The 18,878-nt window shown below is 68.4% G+C and carries 17 protein-coding genes and 2 tRNA genes; 17 read left to right on the top strand and 2 right to left on the bottom strand.

All coding sequences use genetic code 11. The annotated features are described in order from the left end of the window. Positions 1 to 46 precede the first annotated feature (46 nt). The 17 genes from VG556_RS06480 (at position 47) to VG556_RS06560 (ending at position 17,908) form a co-directional block, all read left to right on the top strand. A complete protein-coding gene (locus VG556_RS06480) occupies positions 47 to 2,446 on the top strand; it encodes a DNA internalization-related competence protein ComEC/Rec2 (RefSeq protein WP_100449716.1) in 2,400 nt (799 codons plus the stop codon). Between the two features lie 3 nt (positions 2,447 to 2,449). Beyond that, the gene (locus tag VG556_RS06485) at positions 2,450 to 3,112 is read left to right on the top strand and encodes a MotA/TolQ/ExbB proton channel family protein (protein ID WP_014646605.1); all 663 of its coding nucleotides are present in this window, start codon (positions 2,450 to 2,452) and stop codon (positions 3,110 to 3,112) included. Positions 3,113 to 3,115: 3 nt separating this feature from the next. Then, complete coding sequence (locus tag VG556_RS06490; RefSeq protein WP_014036620.1) at positions 3,116 to 3,538, top strand: ExbD/TolR family protein; 423 nt, start codon at positions 3,116 to 3,118, stop codon at positions 3,536 to 3,538. After that, positions 3,535 to 5,283, top strand: a complete 1,749-nt coding sequence (gene msbA, locus VG556_RS06495) for a lipid A export permease/ATP-binding protein MsbA (RefSeq protein WP_014646606.1) — start codon at positions 3,535 to 3,537, stop codon at positions 5,281 to 5,283. The genes VG556_RS06490 and msbA overlap by 4 nt, the downstream gene beginning before the upstream one ends. Beyond that, positions 5,283 to 6,302 carry a tetraacyldisaccharide 4'-kinase gene (lpxK, locus tag VG556_RS06500; RefSeq protein WP_032960871.1) on the top strand — a complete coding sequence of 340 codons (1,020 nt, stop codon included), beginning with the start codon at positions 5,283 to 5,285 and terminating at the stop codon, positions 6,300 to 6,302. The genes msbA and lpxK overlap by 1 nt, the downstream gene beginning before the upstream one ends. Positions 6,303 to 6,377: 75 nt before the next feature. Beyond that, the gene (gene kdsB / locus VG556_RS06505) at positions 6,378 to 7,151 is read left to right on the top strand and encodes a 3-deoxy-manno-octulosonate cytidylyltransferase (protein ID WP_100449717.1); all 774 of its coding nucleotides are present in this window, start codon (positions 6,378 to 6,380) and stop codon (positions 7,149 to 7,151) included. Beyond that, a complete protein-coding gene (locus tag VG556_RS06510; RefSeq protein ID WP_049442255.1) occupies positions 7,148 to 7,636 on the top strand; it encodes a low molecular weight protein-tyrosine-phosphatase in 489 nt (162 codons plus the stop codon). Before kdsB ends, VG556_RS06510 begins: the two co-directional genes overlap by 4 nt. After that, positions 7,633 to 9,045, top strand: coding sequence for a hypothetical protein (locus tag VG556_RS06515; RefSeq protein ID WP_014646610.1), 1,413 nt, complete (start codon positions 7,633 to 7,635; stop codon positions 9,043 to 9,045). Before VG556_RS06510 ends, VG556_RS06515 begins: the two co-directional genes overlap by 4 nt. After that, on the top strand, positions 9,042 to 10,886 hold the full coding sequence (gene uvrC, locus VG556_RS06520) for an excinuclease ABC subunit UvrC (protein WP_032959320.1): 1,845 nt from the start codon (positions 9,042 to 9,044) through the stop codon (positions 10,884 to 10,886). The genes VG556_RS06515 and uvrC overlap by 4 nt, the downstream gene beginning before the upstream one ends. 18 nt (positions 10,887 to 10,904) lie before the next feature. Beyond that, positions 10,905 to 11,531 (top strand): CDP-diacylglycerol--glycerol-3-phosphate 3-phosphatidyltransferase, encoded by a 627-nt coding sequence (gene pgsA, locus VG556_RS06525; protein ID WP_012510614.1) that lies wholly within the window; start codon positions 10,905 to 10,907, stop codon positions 11,529 to 11,531. 249 nt (positions 11,532 to 11,780) lie between these two features. Then, positions 11,781 to 11,856, top strand: a tRNA-Gly gene (locus VG556_RS06530). A gap of 138 nt (positions 11,857 to 11,994) precedes the next feature. Next, positions 11,995 to 13,101, top strand: a complete 1,107-nt coding sequence (locus VG556_RS06535) for an NAD(P)/FAD-dependent oxidoreductase (protein WP_111144178.1) — start codon at positions 11,995 to 11,997, stop codon at positions 13,099 to 13,101. 114 nt (positions 13,102 to 13,215) lie between these two features. Then, a tRNA-Gly gene (locus VG556_RS06540) sits at positions 13,216 to 13,291 on the top strand. Positions 13,292 to 13,658: 367 nt separating this feature from the next. Next, the gene (locus VG556_RS06545; RefSeq protein WP_111144177.1) at positions 13,659 to 15,122 is read left to right on the top strand and encodes an efflux transporter outer membrane subunit; all 1,464 of its coding nucleotides are present in this window, start codon (positions 13,659 to 13,661) and stop codon (positions 15,120 to 15,122) included. After that, positions 15,119 to 16,258 carry an ABC transporter permease gene (locus VG556_RS06550; protein WP_032959316.1) on the top strand — a complete coding sequence of 380 codons (1,140 nt, stop codon included), beginning with the start codon at positions 15,119 to 15,121 and terminating at the stop codon, positions 16,256 to 16,258. The genes VG556_RS06545 and VG556_RS06550 overlap by 4 nt, the downstream gene beginning before the upstream one ends. 10 nt (positions 16,259 to 16,268) lie before the next feature. Beyond that, entirely contained in the window at positions 16,269 to 16,997 is a 729-nt protein-coding gene (locus tag VG556_RS06555; RefSeq protein ID WP_111144176.1) for an ABC transporter ATP-binding protein, read from the top strand. Continuing rightward, entirely contained in the window at positions 16,994 to 17,908 is a 915-nt protein-coding gene (locus tag VG556_RS06560; protein WP_053496476.1) for an HlyD family secretion protein, read from the top strand. The genes VG556_RS06555 and VG556_RS06560 overlap by 4 nt, the downstream gene beginning before the upstream one ends. Positions 17,909 to 17,910: 2 nt before the next feature. Here VG556_RS06560 and VG556_RS06565 read toward each other — a convergent pair whose 3' ends face one another. Both VG556_RS06565 and VG556_RS06570 read right to left on the bottom strand, forming a co-directional pair. Continuing rightward, positions 17,911 to 18,360 carry a hypothetical protein gene (locus VG556_RS06565; protein ID WP_014646638.1) on the bottom strand — a complete coding sequence of 150 codons (450 nt, stop codon included), beginning with the start codon at positions 18,358 to 18,360 and terminating at the stop codon, positions 17,911 to 17,913. Next, entirely contained in the window at positions 18,353 to 18,754 is a 402-nt protein-coding gene (locus VG556_RS06570) for a hypothetical protein (protein WP_046429875.1), read from the bottom strand. Before VG556_RS06570 ends, VG556_RS06565 begins: the two co-directional genes overlap by 8 nt. Positions 18,755 to 18,878: the final 124 nt, after the last annotated feature.

Below are 18,878 nucleotides of genomic sequence, written 5' to 3' on the forward strand. Positions count from 1 at the left end.
CAAGTCCCGATAGGCAACCTGCCGCCGGCAGCGGCAGGCTGGCCTCATGGCCATCGAGCGCTCCCCGTCTCCCTTGCTGGGCAGTGGCACCGCTGGGGCGCTCACACTGGGGGCGTTGGGCTGCGTGCAGCTGTCGCAGCTGCCGCCGCTGTGGGTCTGCACGGTGATGATCGTGCTTGGCATGGTCGGGTGGGGCCTGCGATGGCGGGGGCGCCTGCCGGCGGTCATGCTGCTCGGTGCCGGATGGACGTCGATGCACGGGCACTGGGCAATGCAGGACCAGCTGCCACCGGGCCAACCGGCTCGGGATGTAGTGGTCAGTGGCCGGGTCATCGATCTGCCGGATCATCGGGCCGCGCACACCCGCTTCCTGCTGCAGGTCAGCGAGAGCCGCGAACTGCCATCGCTGCGCGGCAAGCGCCTCCAGGTCACCTGGAACGACGGCTGGCAAGGCAGGTCCAGCGCCGCTGCCGAGGGGCGGCGCAGGCAGGTCCTGGCCGGTGCGCAGTGGCAGCTGGCGCTGCGTGTGCGGGCCCCTCGCTCGCGGATCAATCCCGGGGGTTTTGACAGTGAGCGTCATGCGCTGCTGCGTGGCGTAGCCGGCACTGGAACGGTGAGGGCGCCGGCCAGCGCGCGTGAGCTGCAGGCCGGACATGGCCTGCCGGCATGGCGTGAGCGCACCAGCGCCGCCATCGCCATGCAAGTGGCCCATCCGACCGCCCGTTTCGTGCAGGCGCTCGCCCTGGGCGACACGCGTGGCCTGTCCGACACCGATTGGGATCAGCTGCGGGCGCTGGGGCTGACCCATCTGGTGGCCATTTCCGGATTTCATGTCGGGGTGGTGGCGGGGCTGGGGGCGTTGCTGTGCCGAGGGCTGTGGTGGCTGTGCCCCCTGCTGGCCCGGCATTGGCCACGTCCACAGGCGGCGGCCTGCGCCGCGGCGCTGTCCGCAGCGGGCTATGCGGTGCTGGCCGGCGGTGAATTGCCGACCGTGCGCACGGCATTGATGATCGGGCTGGTGGCCCTGGCGCGCAGCGGGCGGCGCCCGCTCGGTCTCGTGCAGGGGCTTGCGCTGGCGGCGCTCGCGCTGCTGCTGCCGGCGCCCCTGTCGGTGCTGTCAGCGGGCTTCTGGCTCAGCTTCGGCGGCGTACTGTGGCTGGTGTGGTGCTTGCCGCAGGGACGTCCGCGCGGGGTGGCCGCCAACCTGCGCGGGTTCCTGGCCGCACAAGGGGTGGCCAGCGTCGGCCTGTTGCCGCTGGGCATCGCCTTGTTCGGTGGCACCGCCTGGCTGGGGCCGCTGGTGAACCTGCCGGTCATCCCGTGGTGGACATTGCTGGTGGTGCCCCTGTCGCTGCTGGGCACCGCCCTGCAGGCGCTGCACGACGGTGCTGGGTGCTGGGTGTGGCGCGCGGCGGCGTGGCTGTTCGAGATCAGCTGGCAGGCCCTGCAGCCACTGGCGGCGCACCCGCAGGCGATGTGGTGGCTGGCCGAGGCGCCGGCCTGGGCGGTGCCGGCGGCGCTGCTGGGGGTGTTCTGGTGGCTGCTGCCACGGGGGGCCGGGGGCTGGCTGGCTGGCCTGCTGCTGTGCCTGCCGCTGCTGTGGCCGGCGCGTGAGCGCCCGGCCGAGGGGGAGCTGGAGCTGCTGGTGCATGACGTCGGCCAGGGCACGGCGGTGTTGCTGCGTACTGCGCAGCATGCCCTCTGGTACGACGTGGGGCCGCCGAACGGGGGCGAGGGCAGCGAGCGGGTCCTGGTTCCGTCACTGCGGGCCCTGGGCCAGGCGCCGCCCGAGCGGGTGCTGCTCAGCCACGACGATCTCGATCATGCCGGCAACCTGCCGAGCCTGCGTCTTCAGCTGCCGGGGCTGCCATTGCTGGCGCCGCCGGGAAGTACGATCGCCGGGGCCGGCCGTTGCCAGCGCGGCCTGCGCTGGCACTGGGACGGCGTCGATTTCCAGGTGCTGCACCCGGGTGCCGACAGCCAGCGGGCCGAAAACGAGGACAGCTGCGTGCTGCGCGTGGCCGGTGCCCATGGCGTGGTCCTGTTGCCGGGGGACATCGGCCGTCCGGCCGAACAGGCGCTGTTGCGGGCGTCTGCAGCGGCGCTGAAGGCGGATGTGGTGCTGGTGCCGCACCATGGCAGCGGCGGCAGTTCCAGCGCGCCCTGGGTGGCGGCGGTGTCAGCCCGGCTGGCACTGGTCTCGGCCGGCCACCAGAACCGTTTCGGCCACCCGCGCCAGGACGTGGTCCGGCGCTGGCAGGCGCAGGGCGCCGAGGTGGTGTCCACTGCGGAGTCCGGGGCGATCCGCGTATGGCTTGGCGCACAAGGGCTGCAGCTGCGTGAACAGCGCATCCATGCATCCCGGTGGTGGGATGCCGCTGGGCGGGCGCGGTCGGCTGCTATCCTATCGCCGATCGAACAAGCGGCCGTTGGGCCGGAGGGTTGAAACGTGTGGGAACTGGTCAAGGCCGGTGGCTGGCCGATGGTGCCGCTGCTGCTGTTGGGCGTACTGGCTTTGGCGATCATCCTGGAGCGTTTCTGGTCCCTGCGGCGAACGGAGGTGCTGCCGCCCGGTCTCGGCCAGGAAGTGCGCAACTGGGCCGCGCGCGGCAAGCTTGACCCGGCGCACCTGCAGACCCTGCGTGCCAACTCGCCGTTGGGCGCGCTGCTGGCGGCCGCGCTGGAAGCCCGCAACCGCCCGCGCGACCAGATCCGCGAGCGCATCGAGGATACCGGCCGTCACCTGGTGCACCGCATGGAGCGGTTCCTCAACGCGCTGGGCACCATCGCTTCGGCCGGCCCGCTGCTGGGCCTGCTCGGCACCGTGATCGGCATGATCCAGATGTTCCTGGGCATCCTCGACCATGGCGTGGGTGATGTGAACCAGCTGGCCGGTGGCATCGGCAAGGCCCTGGTGTGCACCGCCACCGGCATGATCGTGGCCATCCCGGCACTGATGTTCCATCGCTACTTCAAGGGCCGCATCCACGGCTACGTGGTGGAGATGGAACAGGAGGCCAGCGCCCTGCTGGATACGCTCGACGGCCGCCCGGGGGTGATGAACCCGTCCCCGTCGGCGCGCCCGGCCAACGCCGCTGCGGCGAAGGCCTGATCGATGCGTATCGGCAATGACCGATCCCAGGATGAGCCGCATATCGATCTGGTCCCGCTGATCGACGTCATCCTGGTGCTGATCATCTTCTTCGTGGTCACCACCACCTTCGATGCGCGCTCGACGTTGCAGGTGCAGCTGCCCACCGCCAGCCAGCAGCCCAACAACGAACCGCCGCGTTCGCTCAGCGTGCTGATCAACGCCGAAGGCCGTTATTTCATCAATGACCAGGAAGTGCTGCGCAGCGATGTCGAGTCCGTCAAGCAGACCATCGCCGCCGTCGCCGGCAGTGATCGCAGCCAGCCCGTGCTGCTGCGCGCCGACGCGCGTACTCCCTACCAGGCCGTGGTGACTGCGCAGGACGCGCTCGGTCAGCTCGGTTTCCGTCGTATCGCCATTGCAACTGCGCCAGAGGTGCGTCCATGAGTTCCCATCACGCGCCGGTGTGGCCGATCTACAAACGTCTGCTGGGCTACACCCGCACCTACTGGGTGTTCATGGTGGGCGCGGTCATCGCCATGGTGGTCGAAGCCCTCGCCGGCTACCACTTCACCAAGCTGATGGAGCCGCTGGTCAACGAAGGTTTCGTCGATCCGCAGCCGCGCGCGGCCGTGGTGCTGCCGCTGACCATCCTCGGCCTGTTCCTGATGCGCAGCCTGGCCACCTGGGTCAGCGACTACACGCTGGCCAAGACCGGCCGCAGCGTGGTCCGCGACCTGCGTGAGCAGGTGCTGCAGAAGTACCTGCACCTGCCGTCGTCGCACTTCGATACCGAAGCGACGCCGGTAATGGTCAGCCGCCTCAACTTCGATACGGAACAGGTCACCCAGGCCAGTGCCGACGCGCTGAAGACCGTGGTCGCCGATACCCTCACCATCATCGCGATGCTGGCGGTGATGCTGCAGATGAGCGTCAAGGTGACCCTGGCGATGCTGCTGGTGGTGCCGCTGATCGGCGGCATCGTGTCCTACGTGGGCAAGCGCTACCGTCGCATCAGCCGCGGCATCCAGGACGGCATGGGCACGATGGCGCAGACTGCCGAGCAGTCGCTGGCCGCGCAGCAGGAAGTGAAGGTGCACGGCACCCAGCAGCATGAGATCTCGCGCTACTCGCGCCTGGCCAACCGCATGCTGGCGCTGAACATGAAGGTCGAGGTCACCCGCGCCGCCGCGTCCAGCGTGGTGCAGTTCCTGGCCGCACTGGCGCTGGCGGTGATTGTCTGGGTGTCGACCCGCGAAGCCCTGGCCGGCCGCCTCAATGCCGGCCAGTTCATGGGCCTGATGACCTCGATGATGGCCATCATTCCCTCGCTGCGCCGACTGACCAGCGTACAGACCTCGATTTCGCGCGGCGTCTCCGCCGCCGAGCGCCTGTTCGGCATCCTCGACATGCCGGTGGAGCGTGATGAGGGCCAGCACCGCGTGCAGCGCGTGCGCGGCGAACTGGCGTTCGACCACGTCATGCTGCGCTACCGCGAAGACAGCGGCATTGCCCTGGACGACATCAGTTTCGTTGCCAGGCCGGGCACGGTGACGGCCATCGTCGGCCGTTCCGGCAGCGGCAAGACCAGCCTGATCCGGCTGGTTCCGCGCTTCTACGAGCCCAGTGGCGGCGTCATCACCCTCGATGGCGTGGCCCTGGATGACTATCCGCTGGCCGACCTGCGCCGGCAGGTGGCGATCGTCGGGCAGAAGGTGATGCTGTTCGATGACACCATCGCCGCCAACATCGCCTACGGCATGGAGGCGACCGATGAGCAGATCCGTGCGGCGGCCGAAGCGGCCAATGCCTGGGAGTTCATCGCACGCATGCCGCAGCAGCTGCAGACCCCGGTCGGCGAGAATGGCGCGCTGCTGTCCGGTGGCCAGCGCCAGCGCCTGGCGATTGCCCGCGCGATCCTGCGCGACGCGCCGATCCTGATCCTCGACGAAGCCACTGCGGCGCTGGACAACGAATCCGAGCGCCTGGTGCAGGATGCGCTGCAGCGCCTGATGCCGGAACGCACCACGCTGGTCATCGCGCACCGCCTGTCGACCATCGAGCATGCCGACCAGGTGCTGGTGATGGACCATGGCCGCATCGTTGAACGTGGCACCCACAAGGAGCTGCTCGAACTGGGCGGCCTTTACCAGCATCTGCACAGCATGCAGTTCCGCGAAAGGCAGGACTGATGGCCGGCAAGGGTACCCAGACCCCGGCGTACTGGTACGACGGCAGCCCCGTTCCGTGGACGATGCGCCTGCTGGCGCCGCTGTACGCAGGTGTCACCGCACTGCGCCGGCGCGCCTATCGGCGTGGCTGGCGCAAGCGCCACTCGCTGCCGGTGCCGGTCATCGTGGTCGGCAACATCACCGCCGGTGGTACCGGCAAGACGCCGCTGACCATTGCCCTGGTCGAGCGCCTGCGCGCGGCCGGCTGGAAGCCGGGCGTGGCCAGCCGTGGTTATGGTCGCGAAGACGCCGACAAGCCGCTGTGGGTGCAGGCCGATACGCCAACTGCCAAGGGCGGTGACGAGCCGGTGCTGATCGCCTGGAAGACCGGTGTGCCGGTGCGCGTGGACCGCGACCGTGTCGCCGCCGGCAAGGCGCTGATCGAGGCCGGCTGCGATGTGATCGTCTGCGACGATGGCCTGCAGCACTACCGCCTGGCGCGCGACATCGAGATCGAAGTGGTCGATGCGCAGCGTCGCTACGGCAATGGCCGGATGATTCCGGCCGGGCCGTTGCGCGAGCCGGTCAGCCGCGCCAGCGAATGCGATTTCCGGGTGGTCAACCTCGGCCAGGCCGATGAGGAAACCGCAGCGCAGGCCTGTGGCTTCGGCCAGTGGCCGATGGCGCTGCACATCGACAGTGCACAGCCGCTGGCCGGCGGCCGCGCTCGCCCGCTGGCGTACTTCAAGGGCCAGCGCGTGCATGCGGTGGCCGGCATTGCCCATCCCCAGCGCTTCTTCGACATGTTGCGCGCGCGCGGGATCGGCGTGGTGCCGCATGCGTTCGCCGACCACCAGGCCTACCAGCCGCAGGACCTGTCCTTCGGTAGCCAGCTGCCGGTATTGATGACCGAGAAGGACGCGGTGAAATGCCGTGCGTTCGGCAACGACTGGCACTACGCGGTTCCGCTGCGCGCCGAGCTGCCCGCGGCGTTCTGGGTGGCGCTGACCGATCGCCTGGACAAGCTGCGGCCGAACTGACTGGCGCGGCGGCGCTTGCATTCACGCGCTGCTGCCCGCATTCCCGTTGTAACGAGCCTGCCGAGTACCGCCTGCATGACTGAATTCGTCGTCGCCATTCCGGCCCGCTATGCCGCCTCGCGGCTGCCGGGCAAGCCGTTGCGCCCGCTGGGCGGCGAGCCGCTGGTGCTGCATGTGGCGCGCCGCGCGCTGCAGGCCGGTGCCCGTGAAGTCTGGGTAGCGACCGACGATCAGCGCATTGCCGATGCGCTGTCCGGGCTGGCCGAAGTGAAGGTGGCGATGACCGCGACCACGCACGCCTCCGGCACTGATCGCCTGGCCGAATGCGCACGCATTGCCGGCTGGGCCGATGACACGGTGGTGGTCAACCTGCAGGGCGACGAACCGTTCGCACCGGCGGCCGGTATCCGTGCGGTGGCCGATGCGCTGGTCGCAGGCACTGCGCCGATGTCGACTCTCGCCACGACCGTCGAGGACGCGCACACCCTGTTCGACCCGAACGTGGTGAAGCTGGTGCGCAACGTGCGCAACGAGGCGATGTACTTCAGCCGCGCGCCGATCGCCTGGCACCGCGACGGCTTCGCACGCAGCCGCGACACGCTGCCGGACGGCCACCACTGGTTGCGCCACATCGGCATCTACGGCTATCGCGCCGGCTTCCTGCAGCAGTTCGCGGCGATGCCGCCGGGCCAGCTGGAGCAGGTCGAATCGCTGGAGCAGCTGCGCGTGCTGGAAGCGGGCTATCCGATCAGCGTGGCGATCTCGCCCGAGCCGTTCCCGCCGGGCATCGACACGCCCGAGGACCTGGAGCGCGCCGAGGGGCTGCTGCAGGCGATGGCGCCGCGATGAGGCTGCTGGTCGTCTGCCTCGGCAACATCTGCCGTTCGCCGATGGCCGAAGGCGCGCTGCGCGCACGCCTGGATGCCTCGCCGCTGGCCGGGCGGGTGCAGGTTGATTCGGCTGGCACCGGCGACTGGCATGTGGGCGAGCCGCCGGACCGCCGCGCGATCGCCTGCGCGGCCGGGCACGGCGTGGACATCGGCGGCCTGCGCGCACGCCAGCTGCAGGACGTGGATTTCGACCGTTTCGACTGGATCCTGTGTGCCGACGAGGCCAACCTGCGTGATGCAGGGCGCCTGGCGTCGGCGGCCCAGCGTGAACGGCTGGCGTTGTACCTGCCCTGGTCGGGCGTTCAGGGGCGGGTAGCCATCCCCGACCCCTACACCGGCGGCAGCGATCATTTCGAACAGGTCTGGTCGCTGGTCGACGATGCTGCAAAACGTGCGGTGGCACGACTGTTGCATGACGCCGACTCCGGCATAATCGGGTCATGAACGTCCAGCCCGTCCCGGACCTGCCCGAGTTCGCCACCTGGCTCAATGCCACCCCTTGCACCCTGACCGAGCTGCGCGGCCGGCCGGTCGCGCTGCTGTTCGTCAATGCGGCCTCCGCCTGGAGTGCGCAACGCCTGGCCGAGTTCGGCCAATGGCTGTCGCGCCACCCCGGCAAGCTGCAGCCGCTGGTGCTGCAGGTGCCGCGCTTCGATTTCGAGCGCGACGCCAGTGCCGCACTGAAGCTGCTGCGCCGCCAGGGCCTGGCCATGCCCGTACTGCTCGATGCCGATTGGGATGGCTGGCGCCGCTTCGGCGTTACCGCCTGGCCGACCGTGGTGCTGCTGGACGCGCAGGGTCGCGAGCAGCAGCGGCTGGTCGGGCAGGGAGCACCCGGTGAACTGGAGCGCGCCCTGAACACGCTGTGCCAGGGCGCGCCTTCGGCGCCGCCGCGCGGCGGCAGCGAACTGCATCCGGAACCACGCCAGGCGCTGCGGTTCCCGCTGGGCCTGGCGGTCAGCACCGAACGCCTGTACATCGCCGACAGTGGCCACCACCGCATTCTCGAATGCAGCCATGGCGGCCGCATCCTGCGCCAGTTCGGCCTCGGTACCGCCGATTTCATGGACGGCAACCTGGCCGAAGCGGCGTTCCACCGCCCGCAGGCGCTGGTGCTGGAGCGCGATTCGCTGTACGTCGCCGACACCGGCAACCATGCGGTGCGCCGCATCAACCTGCTGACCGGCATCGTCGACACGCTGTGTGGCAACGGACGTCCCGGTGCGCCGATGGAAGGTCCGGTGGCGCAGGCGCGGCAGGTCTCGCTGGACCATCCTGTCGGCCTGGCCATCGCCGACAACCAGCTGCACATCGCGATGGCCGGCGACAACCGCATCTGGAGCTACCACCTGGGCCAGCGCAGCCTGCAATGGCGCGCCGGCAGTGGTTCCATCGACGAGCGTGACGGCAGCGGCCACCTGGCTGCCTTTGCCCAACCGACTGCGCTGGCCGTGGTGCAGCAGGTGTTGTACGTCGCCGACGCCTTGGGATCCTCGATCCGTGCACTGCAACTGCGCGGCGACCTGGTGCAGACGCTGGTCGGGCAGGGGCCCTGGCGCTTTGGCAGCGAAGACGGCCCGCGTGCGCAGGCCAGCCTGCAGTATCCGCAGGCGATCGCATTGAGCGCGGACGCTCCGCTGCTGTGGATTGCCGATACCGGCAACGGTCGCCTGCGCACGCTGCGCCTGGGCGGCGGTGAACTGACCACCCAGCCGCTGCCGCGCCGCCTGCATGGCCCGGCCGGATTGGCGGTGGGCGCCGGTGCGGTGTGGATCGCCGAGACTGACGCCCATGCCGTGCTGCGATTCGACCCCGACAGCGGCGTGCTCAGCGAAGTCCCGATCAGCGAATGACCGACGTTCCCGCCCCGGCCTTCGACGGCAAGGCCTTCGCGGCCCAGCTCAGCACCGCACCTGGCGTGTACCGCATGTACGCCGCCGACGACACCCTGCTGTACGTGGGCAAGGCGCGCGCGCTGCGCAACCGTGTCGGCAGCTATTTCAACGGTAGCCCGAAGAACGCGCGGATCATGTCGATGATCTCGCAGATCACGCGCATGGACGTGACCGTGACGCGCTCGGAAGCCGAGGCGTTGCTGCTGGAAAACCAGCTGATCAAATCGCTGTCGCCGCGCTACAACGTCTCGCTGCGCGACGACAAGACCTATCCGCATGTGCTGCTGACCCGCGAGGACTGGCCACGCATCGCGCTGCATCGTGGCCCGCGTGCCATTCCCGGGCGCTACTTCGGGCCGTATCCCGGCGTCACCGCCGTGCGCGAGACGCTGAACCTGATGCACAAGCTGTTCAAGCTGCGCAGCTGCGAGGACAGCGTGTTCCGCAACCGCTCGCGGCCGTGCCTGCAATACCAGATCGGGCGTTGCAGCGCGCCGTGCGTGGAGCTGGTCCCGGCGCCGGAGTACGCCGAGTCGGTGCGCCGCGCCGCCCTGTTCCTGGAAGGCAAGAGTGACGAGCTGACCCGCGAACTGGGCGAGCAGATGCAGGCCGCCAGCGAGGCGCTGGAGTTCGAGCAGGCCGCGCGCCTGCGCGACCTGATCTCCTCGCTGCGCAGCATGCAGACCCGCCAGTACGTGGATGGCCGCGCCGCGGACCTCGATGTGCTGGCCGTGGCCATGCAGGGCTCGCAGGCCTGTGTGCTGCTGCTGGCCTTCCGTGATGGCCGCAACCTCGGTACCCGCCCGTTCTTCCCGCGCACCAATGGCGAGGAAAGCCCGGAGGAAGTGCTTGCCGCCTTCGTCTCGCAGTACTACATCGAATTCGAGCCGCCGCGCGAGATCCTGCTGGACCGCGAGATTCCCGACGCCGACCTGCTGGTCGCCGCGCTGTCGGCCTCGGCCGAGCGCAAGGTGCAGCTGAAGTGGAACGTGCGCGGCGAGCGCGCCGGCTATGTGGAACTGGCCAGCCGCAACGCGCAGCTGACCCTGGCCACCGAACTCAACAGCCGCAATGCGCAGCACGCGCGCAGCGATGCGCTGCGCGAGATGCTGGGCCTGGCCGAGCCGGTCAAGCGTGTCGAGTGTTTTGATATCAGCCACACCCTGGGCGAGGCCACCGTAGCCTCGTGCGTGGTGTTCGACGCCGCCGGCCCGGTGCGCGCGCAGTACCGCCGCTTCAACATCAGCGGCATCGAGCCGGGCGACGACTACGCCGCCATGCGCCAGGCCATCGACCGCCGTTTCCGCCGCGCAGTGGAAGAGCAGGGCGTGCTGCCGGACGTGCTGCTGATCGACGGTGGCGCCGGCCAGTTGGCACAGGCGCAAGCTGCACTGGCCGATCTGGGCGTGGAAGGCGTGCTGCTGGTGGGCGTGGCCAAGGGCGTGGAGCGCCGTGCCGGCCACGAAGCGCTGGTGATGCCCGATGGCCGCGAGCTGCGCCCGGGCGCGGCCAGCCCGGCGCTGCAGTTCATCCAGCAGGTGCGCGACGAGGCGCATCGCTTCGCCATCACCGGCCACAGGGGGCGCCGCCAGAAGGCGCGGATGACCAGCAAGCTGGAGGATATCCCCGGCATCGGGCCGCGCCGCCGCGCCAGCCTGCTCAAGCATTTCGGCGGCCTGGTGGGCCTGAAAGCCGCTGGCGAAGCGGAAATCGCCAAGGTGGAAGGCATCAATGACGCCCTCGCGGCACGTATCTACGCTAACCTGCACGGGTTGGCCACGCCTGATGCGGCCGAGTAGAGAGAGAAGCACGCAAGCATGAAGTTGACCCTGCCCACCTGGCTGACGTTGTTGCGGATCGTGATGATCCCGGTGCTGGTGCTGGTGTTCTACCTGCCCTACACCTGGACCAACTTCGCTTCGGCGGCGATCTTCGGCCTGGCCGCGATCACCGACTGGCTCGATGGCTGGATCGCACGCCGTTACCAGCTGGAGTCGGCCTTCGGCGCCTTCCTCGACCCGGTCGCGGACAAGCTGATGGTGGCAGTGGCGCTGTTCCTGATCGTGCAGGGCCACCCGACGCCGTGGATGGCGTTCTGGGCGGCGGTCATCGTCGGCCGTGAGATCGCGGTATCGGCGCTGCGCGAATGGATGGCCGAGCTGGGCCAGCGCGCGAAGGTGCGCGTGGCGATGATCGGCAAGGTCAAGACCACCGCGCAGATGGTCGCGCTGTTGTGCCTGCTGTACTCGGTGGCCCCGAACGTGCCGGTGGAAGACATCTGGATGGGCTGGCCGGTGTTCCATATCGGCGACTGGACTCTGGCCATTGCCGCCGTGCTGACCCTGTGGTCGGGCTTGCAGTACCTGCACGCCGCGTGGCCGAGCCTGCGCGACGATGAGCGCGCGGCGCGCGAGCGTGCGCGGCAGAAGAAGCTGGGCAACTGAGCCCGGGGTCTGAGCCCCGGGGTCGGATCCCTTTCCGAAGGAAAGGGCTCTGACCCCATCGATGCGCCTATCCCCGCATGGCGTGGACCTACTGGAAATGCTGCGTCCACGGATGGTGCGGATCCATCAGTTTGCGGAGACGCTGTAGTAGATCCACGCCATGCATGGATACGCGGTGCAAGGCGCCTCGCAGGCCCCGAAAAAACCGCTTGACGCCATCCTTGGAACAGGTAGAATTTCGCCTCCCAAGCGGGAATAGCTCAGTTGGTAGAGCGCAACCTTGCCAAGGTTGAGGTCGCGAGTTCGAGTCTCGTTTCCCGCTCCAGATTCAAGAAGAACGCTCCCCGAAGGGAGCGTTTTTCGTTTGTGTGCAGGGCACTTCATCCCTGCTTCACCGCCACCCCATCGCCTCACCACGCGTGTTCGCGAAGCTGTATCTCCGTTCCAGCCCGGCGATGCCGCGATGCCTCATCAATCCTCTGCTTACGACCACGATGTCGTCATCGTCGGCGCCGGTTTCGCCGGCGCCGCCTGCGCATTGGCCGCTGTCCAGTACGGGCTGCGCGTCTGCGTGCTGGAACGCAAGGCCGACCCCGGTGAGCGCCTGCACACCACCGGCATCGTGGTGAAGGAAGCGATGGAGCAGACCTGGCTGGGGCGCATGCCCGAGCATCTGGTGCAGCGCGGCGCAAACGTGCGCCTGTATGCGCCGAACCTTCGCAGCGTGTTGCTGGCCGCACCGGGCTATTACTTCCTCACCACCGATACGCCGAACCTGATGCGCTGGCTGGCCAGCGAGCTGCATGCGAACGGCGTCGACCTGCGCCTGCAGCAGTCCTTTACCGACGCCCATCGCAGTGGTGACGGCTGGCAGGTGGATGGGGCAGGGCGATGCGCCTATCTGGTTGGCGCTGACGGCGCACGCTCACGCGTGGCACAACGCACCGGGCTTGGCCAGGTGCGTGACAACCTCTACGGCGTCGAGCGTGAGTTCGCCGGCCTGCAGGTGCCGCAGGGCGATGCACTGCATTGCTTCGTCAGCAAGCGCTACGCACCGGGCTACATCTGCTGGGTCGCGCAGAATCCGACCGGGCTGCAGGTGGGATTGGCGCTGCGTCATGACCCGCAACAGGTACGGCCGCCGGATATCGATGGCTTCCTCGACCACGTGCGCAATGTGGTCGGCATTCCGCCTTCGGCGCGTCCCTCGGCCACCCGCGCCGGCTTGGTCCCGTGCGGCCGGCCGGATGGGCCCTTCACCGGCCAACGCGTGATCCTGACCGGCGACGCGGCAGGCATCGTCTCGCCGCTGTCCGCCGGCGGCATCCACTCCTCGTGGCGGCACGGCTGGGCGGTCGGCGAGGCGATTGCCCGCCATCTGCGTGGGCAAGGGCCGGAAGCGGAACGGGTGGCGCGGCAGGTGGCGCCGGCATTCCATGGCAAGCGCCTGCTGCGCTGGGCGATGGACCATCTGCAGGCCGACTGGCCGCTCAACGCACTGCTGCACACGGGGGCCACGCGGCGCATCGCCGAGCAGGTCTACTTCCACCGCCGTGGCCTGCGAACCTGAGGTGTCGGTCCTGAGGGCCTGAACGCCTTCCGCAATGCCGGCGAAAATTCCTGTTGACGCCGTGCAGCAATATCGACACAATAGCGCTCCTTCGACGCAGGTCGAACGGAATCTGCGGGAATAGCTCAGTTGGTAGAGCGCAACCTTGCCAAGGTTGAGGTCGCGAGTTCGAGTCTCGTTTCCCGCTCCAGATTCAAGAAAAACGCTCCCGCAAGGGGGCGTTTTTCGTTTGTCATGACGTTGGCCAGGCGGGTCGCTACAGGCGGGCCACGACATTTTCATGGTGGGCGTGGTAAGTCTGCAGCTGGGGGCGATTCCGACATTGGTGTCGCAATCGGCATGACGGGGGGCGCAGCGATCGTGGGAACGATCGGAAGCACCTGGCACGAGGGGCTGCAACAGACGCAATGACCTGGAATCCGCACCAGTGTTCCGCCTGCTGCAGGCGCTGAAAGGCTGGCGAAAGGCCTGCGCCGGCGTTGCCTGAACCGCACGCGTGCTGTGACCTTTTTCGGACCATTTCTCCATGTTCGCTCCACAATCGCACGGTAGCCTTCATGCTCCTTCTACACGTTGGCGGGCTGGTGGTCAGGCGTATCACTTCAGTGGCAGTGCCCAGGACGGGGCGCGGACTCTCCCTGCAGGCAGTGCTGCGACCCGGCGCGCTGCTCGCAAGTCTCGCATTGGCGGGCTGCATGTCGGTGCCGGTTCCGGATCTGCCTGATCGCACGCCCAGCACCTGGACCCAGGTGCCGCAGGGCCAAGGCGTGGCGGTGGACGCCAAACAGTGGTGGAAAGTGTTGTCCGATCCAGCGCTGGATGGACTGGTCGATCAGGCCATCGCCGGCAACCTCGACCTGCAGCAGGCCACGCTGCGCCTGCAGGCCGTGCGGATTGTCGCCGGCACGTCCGACTCGCGTTTCCTGCCGGAAATCTCCGCCAGCGCCAAGCAGGTGCAGGACGCCGCCGCTGTCGATACCTACTTCCATGCCGGCATTGAAGCGATCTGGGACCTGGGCCTGTTCGGCGCCGCCGAGAGTGCGCAGCTGAGCGCGCAGGCCTCGGCTGGCAATGCCGAGGCGCTGCGCAATGCCGCGCAGGTCGCGGTGATCGCCGACGTGGTGCGCAGCTATCTGGATCTGACCGTGGCGCAGGCCCAGCAGGACCTGCTGGGCCGGCAGCAGACCGTGGATGACCGCGGCGAACAGTTGGCCCTGGTGCGCCAGCGCCTGCGCCTGGATGAGCCCGGCGAACTTGATCGCCTGCGTGCACGCCAGGCCGCCACCCGCGCCGCCATCGCACAGGCGCGGGAGAACGGGGACAACGCGGCCCGCGCGCTGGCATTGTTGCTGGGTCGCGATGGCCCGGACCCGGCCTGGCGCGCGTACCGAACGCCGCCGAAGCTGGGCACGTTCTCGCTGCAGCAGGTACCCGCCGATCTGCTGCGCCACCGTCCGCAGATCCTGCTGGCCGAATCGGAGGTGATGCAGGCCGCCGCCAGCAAGGGCGCGGCGCGCGCTGCGATGTATCCGCGGATCAGCCTGGGTGGTTCGATCCTGTACGCCTACAACCTCACCCAGAACGCCCGCTCCAACTCCGATTCCAGTCCCTCGATCGGCCCGTACGTCGATATTCCGCTGTGGGACTGGGGCCAACGCCGTGCGCGTTTCCATGCCGATGAGAAGCAACTGGACGCCGCGCTGCTCGGGTATCGCAAGGCCGTGCTGGAAGGCGTGAGCGAAGTGGAAGGCGCGCTGGGCAGCCTTGCACGCCAAGACAGCAGCATCCAGTCCCTGCGTGCGGCCAACGATGCCGCCAACCAGCAGGTCAAGCGCCAGGCGAGGCAGGTGCAGCTGGGCCTGTCCAGCGAGTTCGATGGGCTGGATACGCAGCGTGCCGCATTGGCCTCGCAGGCCGACCTGATCGGTGCGCAGGGCGCGCGCGTGCTGGCGTTTGCTTCGCTGTACCGCGCCCTTGGCGGCGCACCGCTGCCGGTCGAGGCTGAGGGCGAACCGCAATGATCGCGCTGGCCCGCAAGACCCTGGCCTATGAGTGGCGCCGGTTCCTGCCGGTGGTGCTGGCGATGTGCTTCGCCGGTGTGCTGTTGATCGTGCAGGCGGCACTGGTGCTGGGCATCTTCGGTACCGCTGCGATCTACGTGAAAGCGTCCTCGGCCGACATCTGGGCCGGTTTCCCCGGCACCCAGAGCGTCAATTACGGCCATGCGATCAGCGCGGACGTCGAAAGCCACCTGCGCATGGACCCGGATGTCACCCGCGTCGAGCCCTACGAGTGGGTCGATGGCGAATGGCGCTCGGGTGCGCAGGGTACCGGCAACGTGTCGGTGTACCTGTCCGGAATCTCCACCGGCGATGACGCAATGATGTTCGCGCGCATCCTGCCTGCCGACCTGCGCGCGCAGCTGCGCGAGCCGGGGGCGGTGATCGTCGACAGCGCCGACCTGGATACGCTCGGCGTGGACCTGCAGAGCAACCGTGCATGGATCAATGGCAAGGCGGTGCGTGTGGTCGCCGCGCAACCGGGCCTGCGTGGCCTCGGTGGCGTCAACGTGCTGGCCTCGCTGGATACCGCGCGTGCCATCGCCGGTACCGATCCGCACGAGGGCAGCACCTATTTCGTGGCGGGCCTGCGCTCGCCGGACCTGGCCGACCGCGTGCGCGACCGCCTCGCTGCGTCGATGGGCCAGGCCACGCCGGTCGAGTTCTGGACCGCGCCGGCGTTCGCCAGCCGTTCGCAGCAGTACTGGTTGTTCGACACCGGCGCCGGCATCGCGGTGCTGTTCATGGCGGTCATCGTCTGCTTCGTCGGCGCGGTGATCACCAACCAGTCGTTCGCCTCGGTGGTGGCTGGTTCGGTGCGCGAGTACGCCACGCTCAACGCGCTCGGCGCAGGTCGTTACGCGCTGGCACGGGTGGTATTCGAGCAGGCATTGCTGATCGGTGGCGTGGGCATGTTGCTGGCAGCGGCGTTCAGTACCGTCGTGCTGTTGATCGCACAGTCCCAGCGCGTGCCGGTGCAGCTGACGCCGATGGTCATCATCGGCTGCGTGGCGCTGGTCGCGGTGATGGCCATGCTGTCGAGCATCATGGCGGTACGCAGTGTCGTCCGCTCCGATCCATCGTTGCTGCTGCGTTGAGGACCGGCCGATGACCTCCAAACATGCCGTCGCCCCCACGTTGCAGGCCGACGCACTGGAAAAAGGCTTCATGTCCGGCGATGTACAGGTGCCGGTGCTGCGCGGCCTGTCGCTGGACATCTATCCGGGCGAGTTGACTCTGGTCTCGGGCCCTTCGGGGTGCGGCAAGAGCACGCTGCTGTCGCTGCTGTCCGGCCTCTCCGCGCCGGATGGCGGTCGCGTGCACGCACTCGGCCAGGACGTGGGCCACCTGACCCGCGGCGAGGTGGAGCGCTTCCGCCTGCACCATGTCGGCTTCGTGTTCCAGGGCTTCAACCTGTTCCCGGCACTGACTGCGCTGGAGCAGGTGCAGCTGCCGCTGGGCTACCGCGGCATGCGCAATCGCGAAAGCGAGCCGCTGGCGCGCAAGGCGCTGGAAGAAGTGGGCCTCAGCCACCGCAGCCACATGCGCCCGGCGCAGTTGTCCGGCGGTGAGAAGCAGCGTGTGGCCGTCGCCCGTGCCTTCGCCAAGTCGCCGACGCTGATCTTCGCCGACGAACCCACCAGCGCGCTGGACGCCGAGAACGGCCAGCGCGTGATCGACATCCTGCACCGCTACGCACGTGCGCATGGCGCCACCGTGCTGTGCGTGAGCCACGATCCGCGCCTGATCCGGCATGCCGATCGGGTGATCGCCATGGAAGACGGCATGGTCCGTGATGACCGCCGCCAGAACGAAACCGTAGAGTCCGCCCCATGACCAAGACGTCGCACCTGCTTCCCCTCAGCCTGGTACTGTCCGTGGCACTGCTGCTTTGCGCCTGTTCCAGGGACGCGCCCGCCCAGGCACCTGCAGGTAAAGCCAGCACTGCCACCGCCGGCAAGGTTGCGGTGGCGCGCGGCATCATCGATGTCGAGGGTGGCCTGATCGCGCTGGCGCCGCCGGTGGATGGTTCGATCACCGCCGCGCTGGTGAAGGAGGGCGCCACGGTGAAGAAGGGGCAGCTTCTGCTGTCGCTGGACGGTGCGCTGCTGCAGCAGGAAGTGGCGATGGCCACCGCTGATCTCGCACTGGCCAATGACCGCCTGAAGGGCAGCCAGGCGCAGCTGCGCGAACTGGAGCGCAATGCCACCCGCCTGTCCACGGGTGCGAGCGAAGGCGTGTCGTCCAACCAGCAGGCCGATGCGGCCAAGCAGCAGCTGGCTGGCGTACGCGCCGATGTCGACGTGGCCGGTGCGCAGGTCGACATGGCCCAGCACAAGCTGGAACACGCCAGGCTGAAACTGCAGCAGATGTCGCTGAGCGCGCCGGAAGCCGGCACCGTGGTCGGCCAGGTGCCGGGCCTCGGCGCCTTCGTGCAGGCCGGCAAGCCGGCGATATCACTGCTGCCGGCGCGCCCGCTGCAGGTACGTGCCGAACTCAGCGCGGCCTACGCCGATGCCGTGCAGGTGGGCATGAGGGCCACCGTGGTGCCAGACAGCGATGGTGCCGAGAACGCCAGCACGCTGCCGCCCGCACGCGTGGTACGCATCAGCCCGGTGTTCGCGCAGGCTCGCCTGCCTGAAGACGCGGGGCGTGGCGTGGCCAAGGTGGTGGAGTGCGTGCTGGAGTTCGATGGCGAGGCCAAGGCGCGCTTCGGCCAGCATGTGCGGGTGGAGTTCCGGAAGTAGGCCTAGTGCTGCAACGGGGGCGCATCCGCGCGCCCTCGACGCCTGAACGCCCGCCACGCGCTCACCGCCGACACCATGCACAGCGCCAGCAGCAGGCCCACGTCCAACAGCAGCAGCCACAGCAGATGCATGCCTTGTACCGGCGGCTGATGCATCGCCGACAGCATCCACGGCACCGACCACAGCAGCAGAAGGGCGAAGGCGATCAGCAGGCGCAGCCACAGGCGTTTCAGTCTCCACGGCCGCACGATCAAGGCGGCTACCACCAGTTCGACGGTGCCCAGCAACGCGAAGACGATGACGGTGCTGGTCGGGTAGGGCAGTTCGGCGCCTTCCAGGTGGTGCAGCAGCCAGTAGTCCGGAGTGAAGCCGGCATTGACCAGTGCGGCGATCAGCGCCAGCCAGGTCAGCGCGACCAGCAGCCAGAACAGGCGGATGTAACGTCTAGGCATCGGTGGTGTCCGTGGTGTAGCGGGAGGTTGCCCGCGACGAATAGCGCAGGCTTGCGGCGATTGCGGCCAGTGCCAGCAGGCCAGGTCCAACGGTGAAGTACACCAGGCGCAGCGGATGGTCGTGCATCAGCGTCCAGCTGGCGAACGCCAGCGGCGCCGCCAGCACCAGCAGCTTGGCGAACAATGGCCGCAACACTGCGATCAGCAGTTGGGCGCCAATGAACATCCAGAACAGATGGAACTGGGCGATGCCCAGGCCGATGTCGCGATGGGCGGTGAAGCCGAAATGGTCGCGATACCAGTTCATTCCCAGCGGAATCAGTGCCCAGTACAGCAGCGCCACCAGCAGATGCAGCAGCAGGGCGATCAACAAGGGTTTGCCGCGAAGGAACATGGGCGCATGGGGCTGGGCGGGGCAGCGTACCCCAGTGCGGACGCCTGTGACCGCATGATGTGAAGACTGTTGACGGCGTGAAGGAATTTGGACACAATAGCGCTCCTTCGACGCAGGTCGAACG

Origin of the sequence: Stenotrophomonas sp. CASM106 (assembly GCF_049384825.1) — a bacterium.
In the GTDB taxonomy this organism is placed as follows: domain Bacteria; phylum Pseudomonadota; class Gammaproteobacteria; order Xanthomonadales; family Xanthomonadaceae; genus Stenotrophomonas; species Stenotrophomonas muris.

Bases quoted from the DNA above. Each gene is read 5' to 3' on its own strand.
- VG556_RS06480 (WP_100449716.1), top strand. From the start codon at position 47: ATGGCCATCGAGCGCTCCCCGTCTCCCTTGCTGGGCAGTGGCACCGCT.
- VG556_RS06510 (WP_049442255.1), top strand. From the start codon at position 7,148: ATGAGGCTGCTGGTCGTCTGCCTCGGCAACATCTGCCGTTCGCCGATG.
- lpxK (WP_032960871.1), top strand. From the start codon at position 5,283: ATGGCCGGCAAGGGTACCCAGACCCCGGCGTACTGGTACGACGGCAGC.
- pgsA (WP_012510614.1), top strand. From the start codon at position 10,905: ATGAAGTTGACCCTGCCCACCTGGCTGACGTTGTTGCGGATCGTGATG.
- kdsB (WP_100449717.1), top strand. From the start codon at position 6,378: ATGACTGAATTCGTCGTCGCCATTCCGGCCCGCTATGCCGCCTCGCGG.
- VG556_RS06550 (WP_032959316.1), top strand. From the start codon at position 15,119: ATGATCGCGCTGGCCCGCAAGACCCTGGCCTATGAGTGGCGCCGGTTC.
- msbA (WP_014646606.1), top strand. From the start codon at position 3,535: ATGAGTTCCCATCACGCGCCGGTGTGGCCGATCTACAAACGTCTGCTG.
- VG556_RS06565 (WP_014646638.1), bottom strand. From the start codon at position 18,360: ATGCCTAGACGTTACATCCGCCTGTTCTGGCTGCTGGTCGCGCTGACC.
- uvrC (WP_032959320.1), top strand. From the start codon at position 9,042: ATGACCGACGTTCCCGCCCCGGCCTTCGACGGCAAGGCCTTCGCGGCC.
- VG556_RS06560 (WP_053496476.1), top strand. From the start codon at position 16,994: ATGACCAAGACGTCGCACCTGCTTCCCCTCAGCCTGGTACTGTCCGTG.
- VG556_RS06570 (WP_046429875.1), bottom strand. From the start codon at position 18,754: ATGTTCCTTCGCGGCAAACCCTTGTTGATCGCCCTGCTGCTGCATCTG.
- VG556_RS06515 (WP_014646610.1), top strand. From the start codon at position 7,633: ATGAACGTCCAGCCCGTCCCGGACCTGCCCGAGTTCGCCACCTGGCTC.
- VG556_RS06545 (WP_111144177.1), top strand. From the start codon at position 13,659: ATGCTCCTTCTACACGTTGGCGGGCTGGTGGTCAGGCGTATCACTTCA.
- VG556_RS06555 (WP_111144176.1), top strand. From the start codon at position 16,269: ATGACCTCCAAACATGCCGTCGCCCCCACGTTGCAGGCCGACGCACTG.
- VG556_RS06535 (WP_111144178.1), top strand. From the start codon at position 11,995: ATGCCTCATCAATCCTCTGCTTACGACCACGATGTCGTCATCGTCGGC.
- VG556_RS06490 (WP_014036620.1), top strand. From the start codon at position 3,116: ATGCGTATCGGCAATGACCGATCCCAGGATGAGCCGCATATCGATCTG.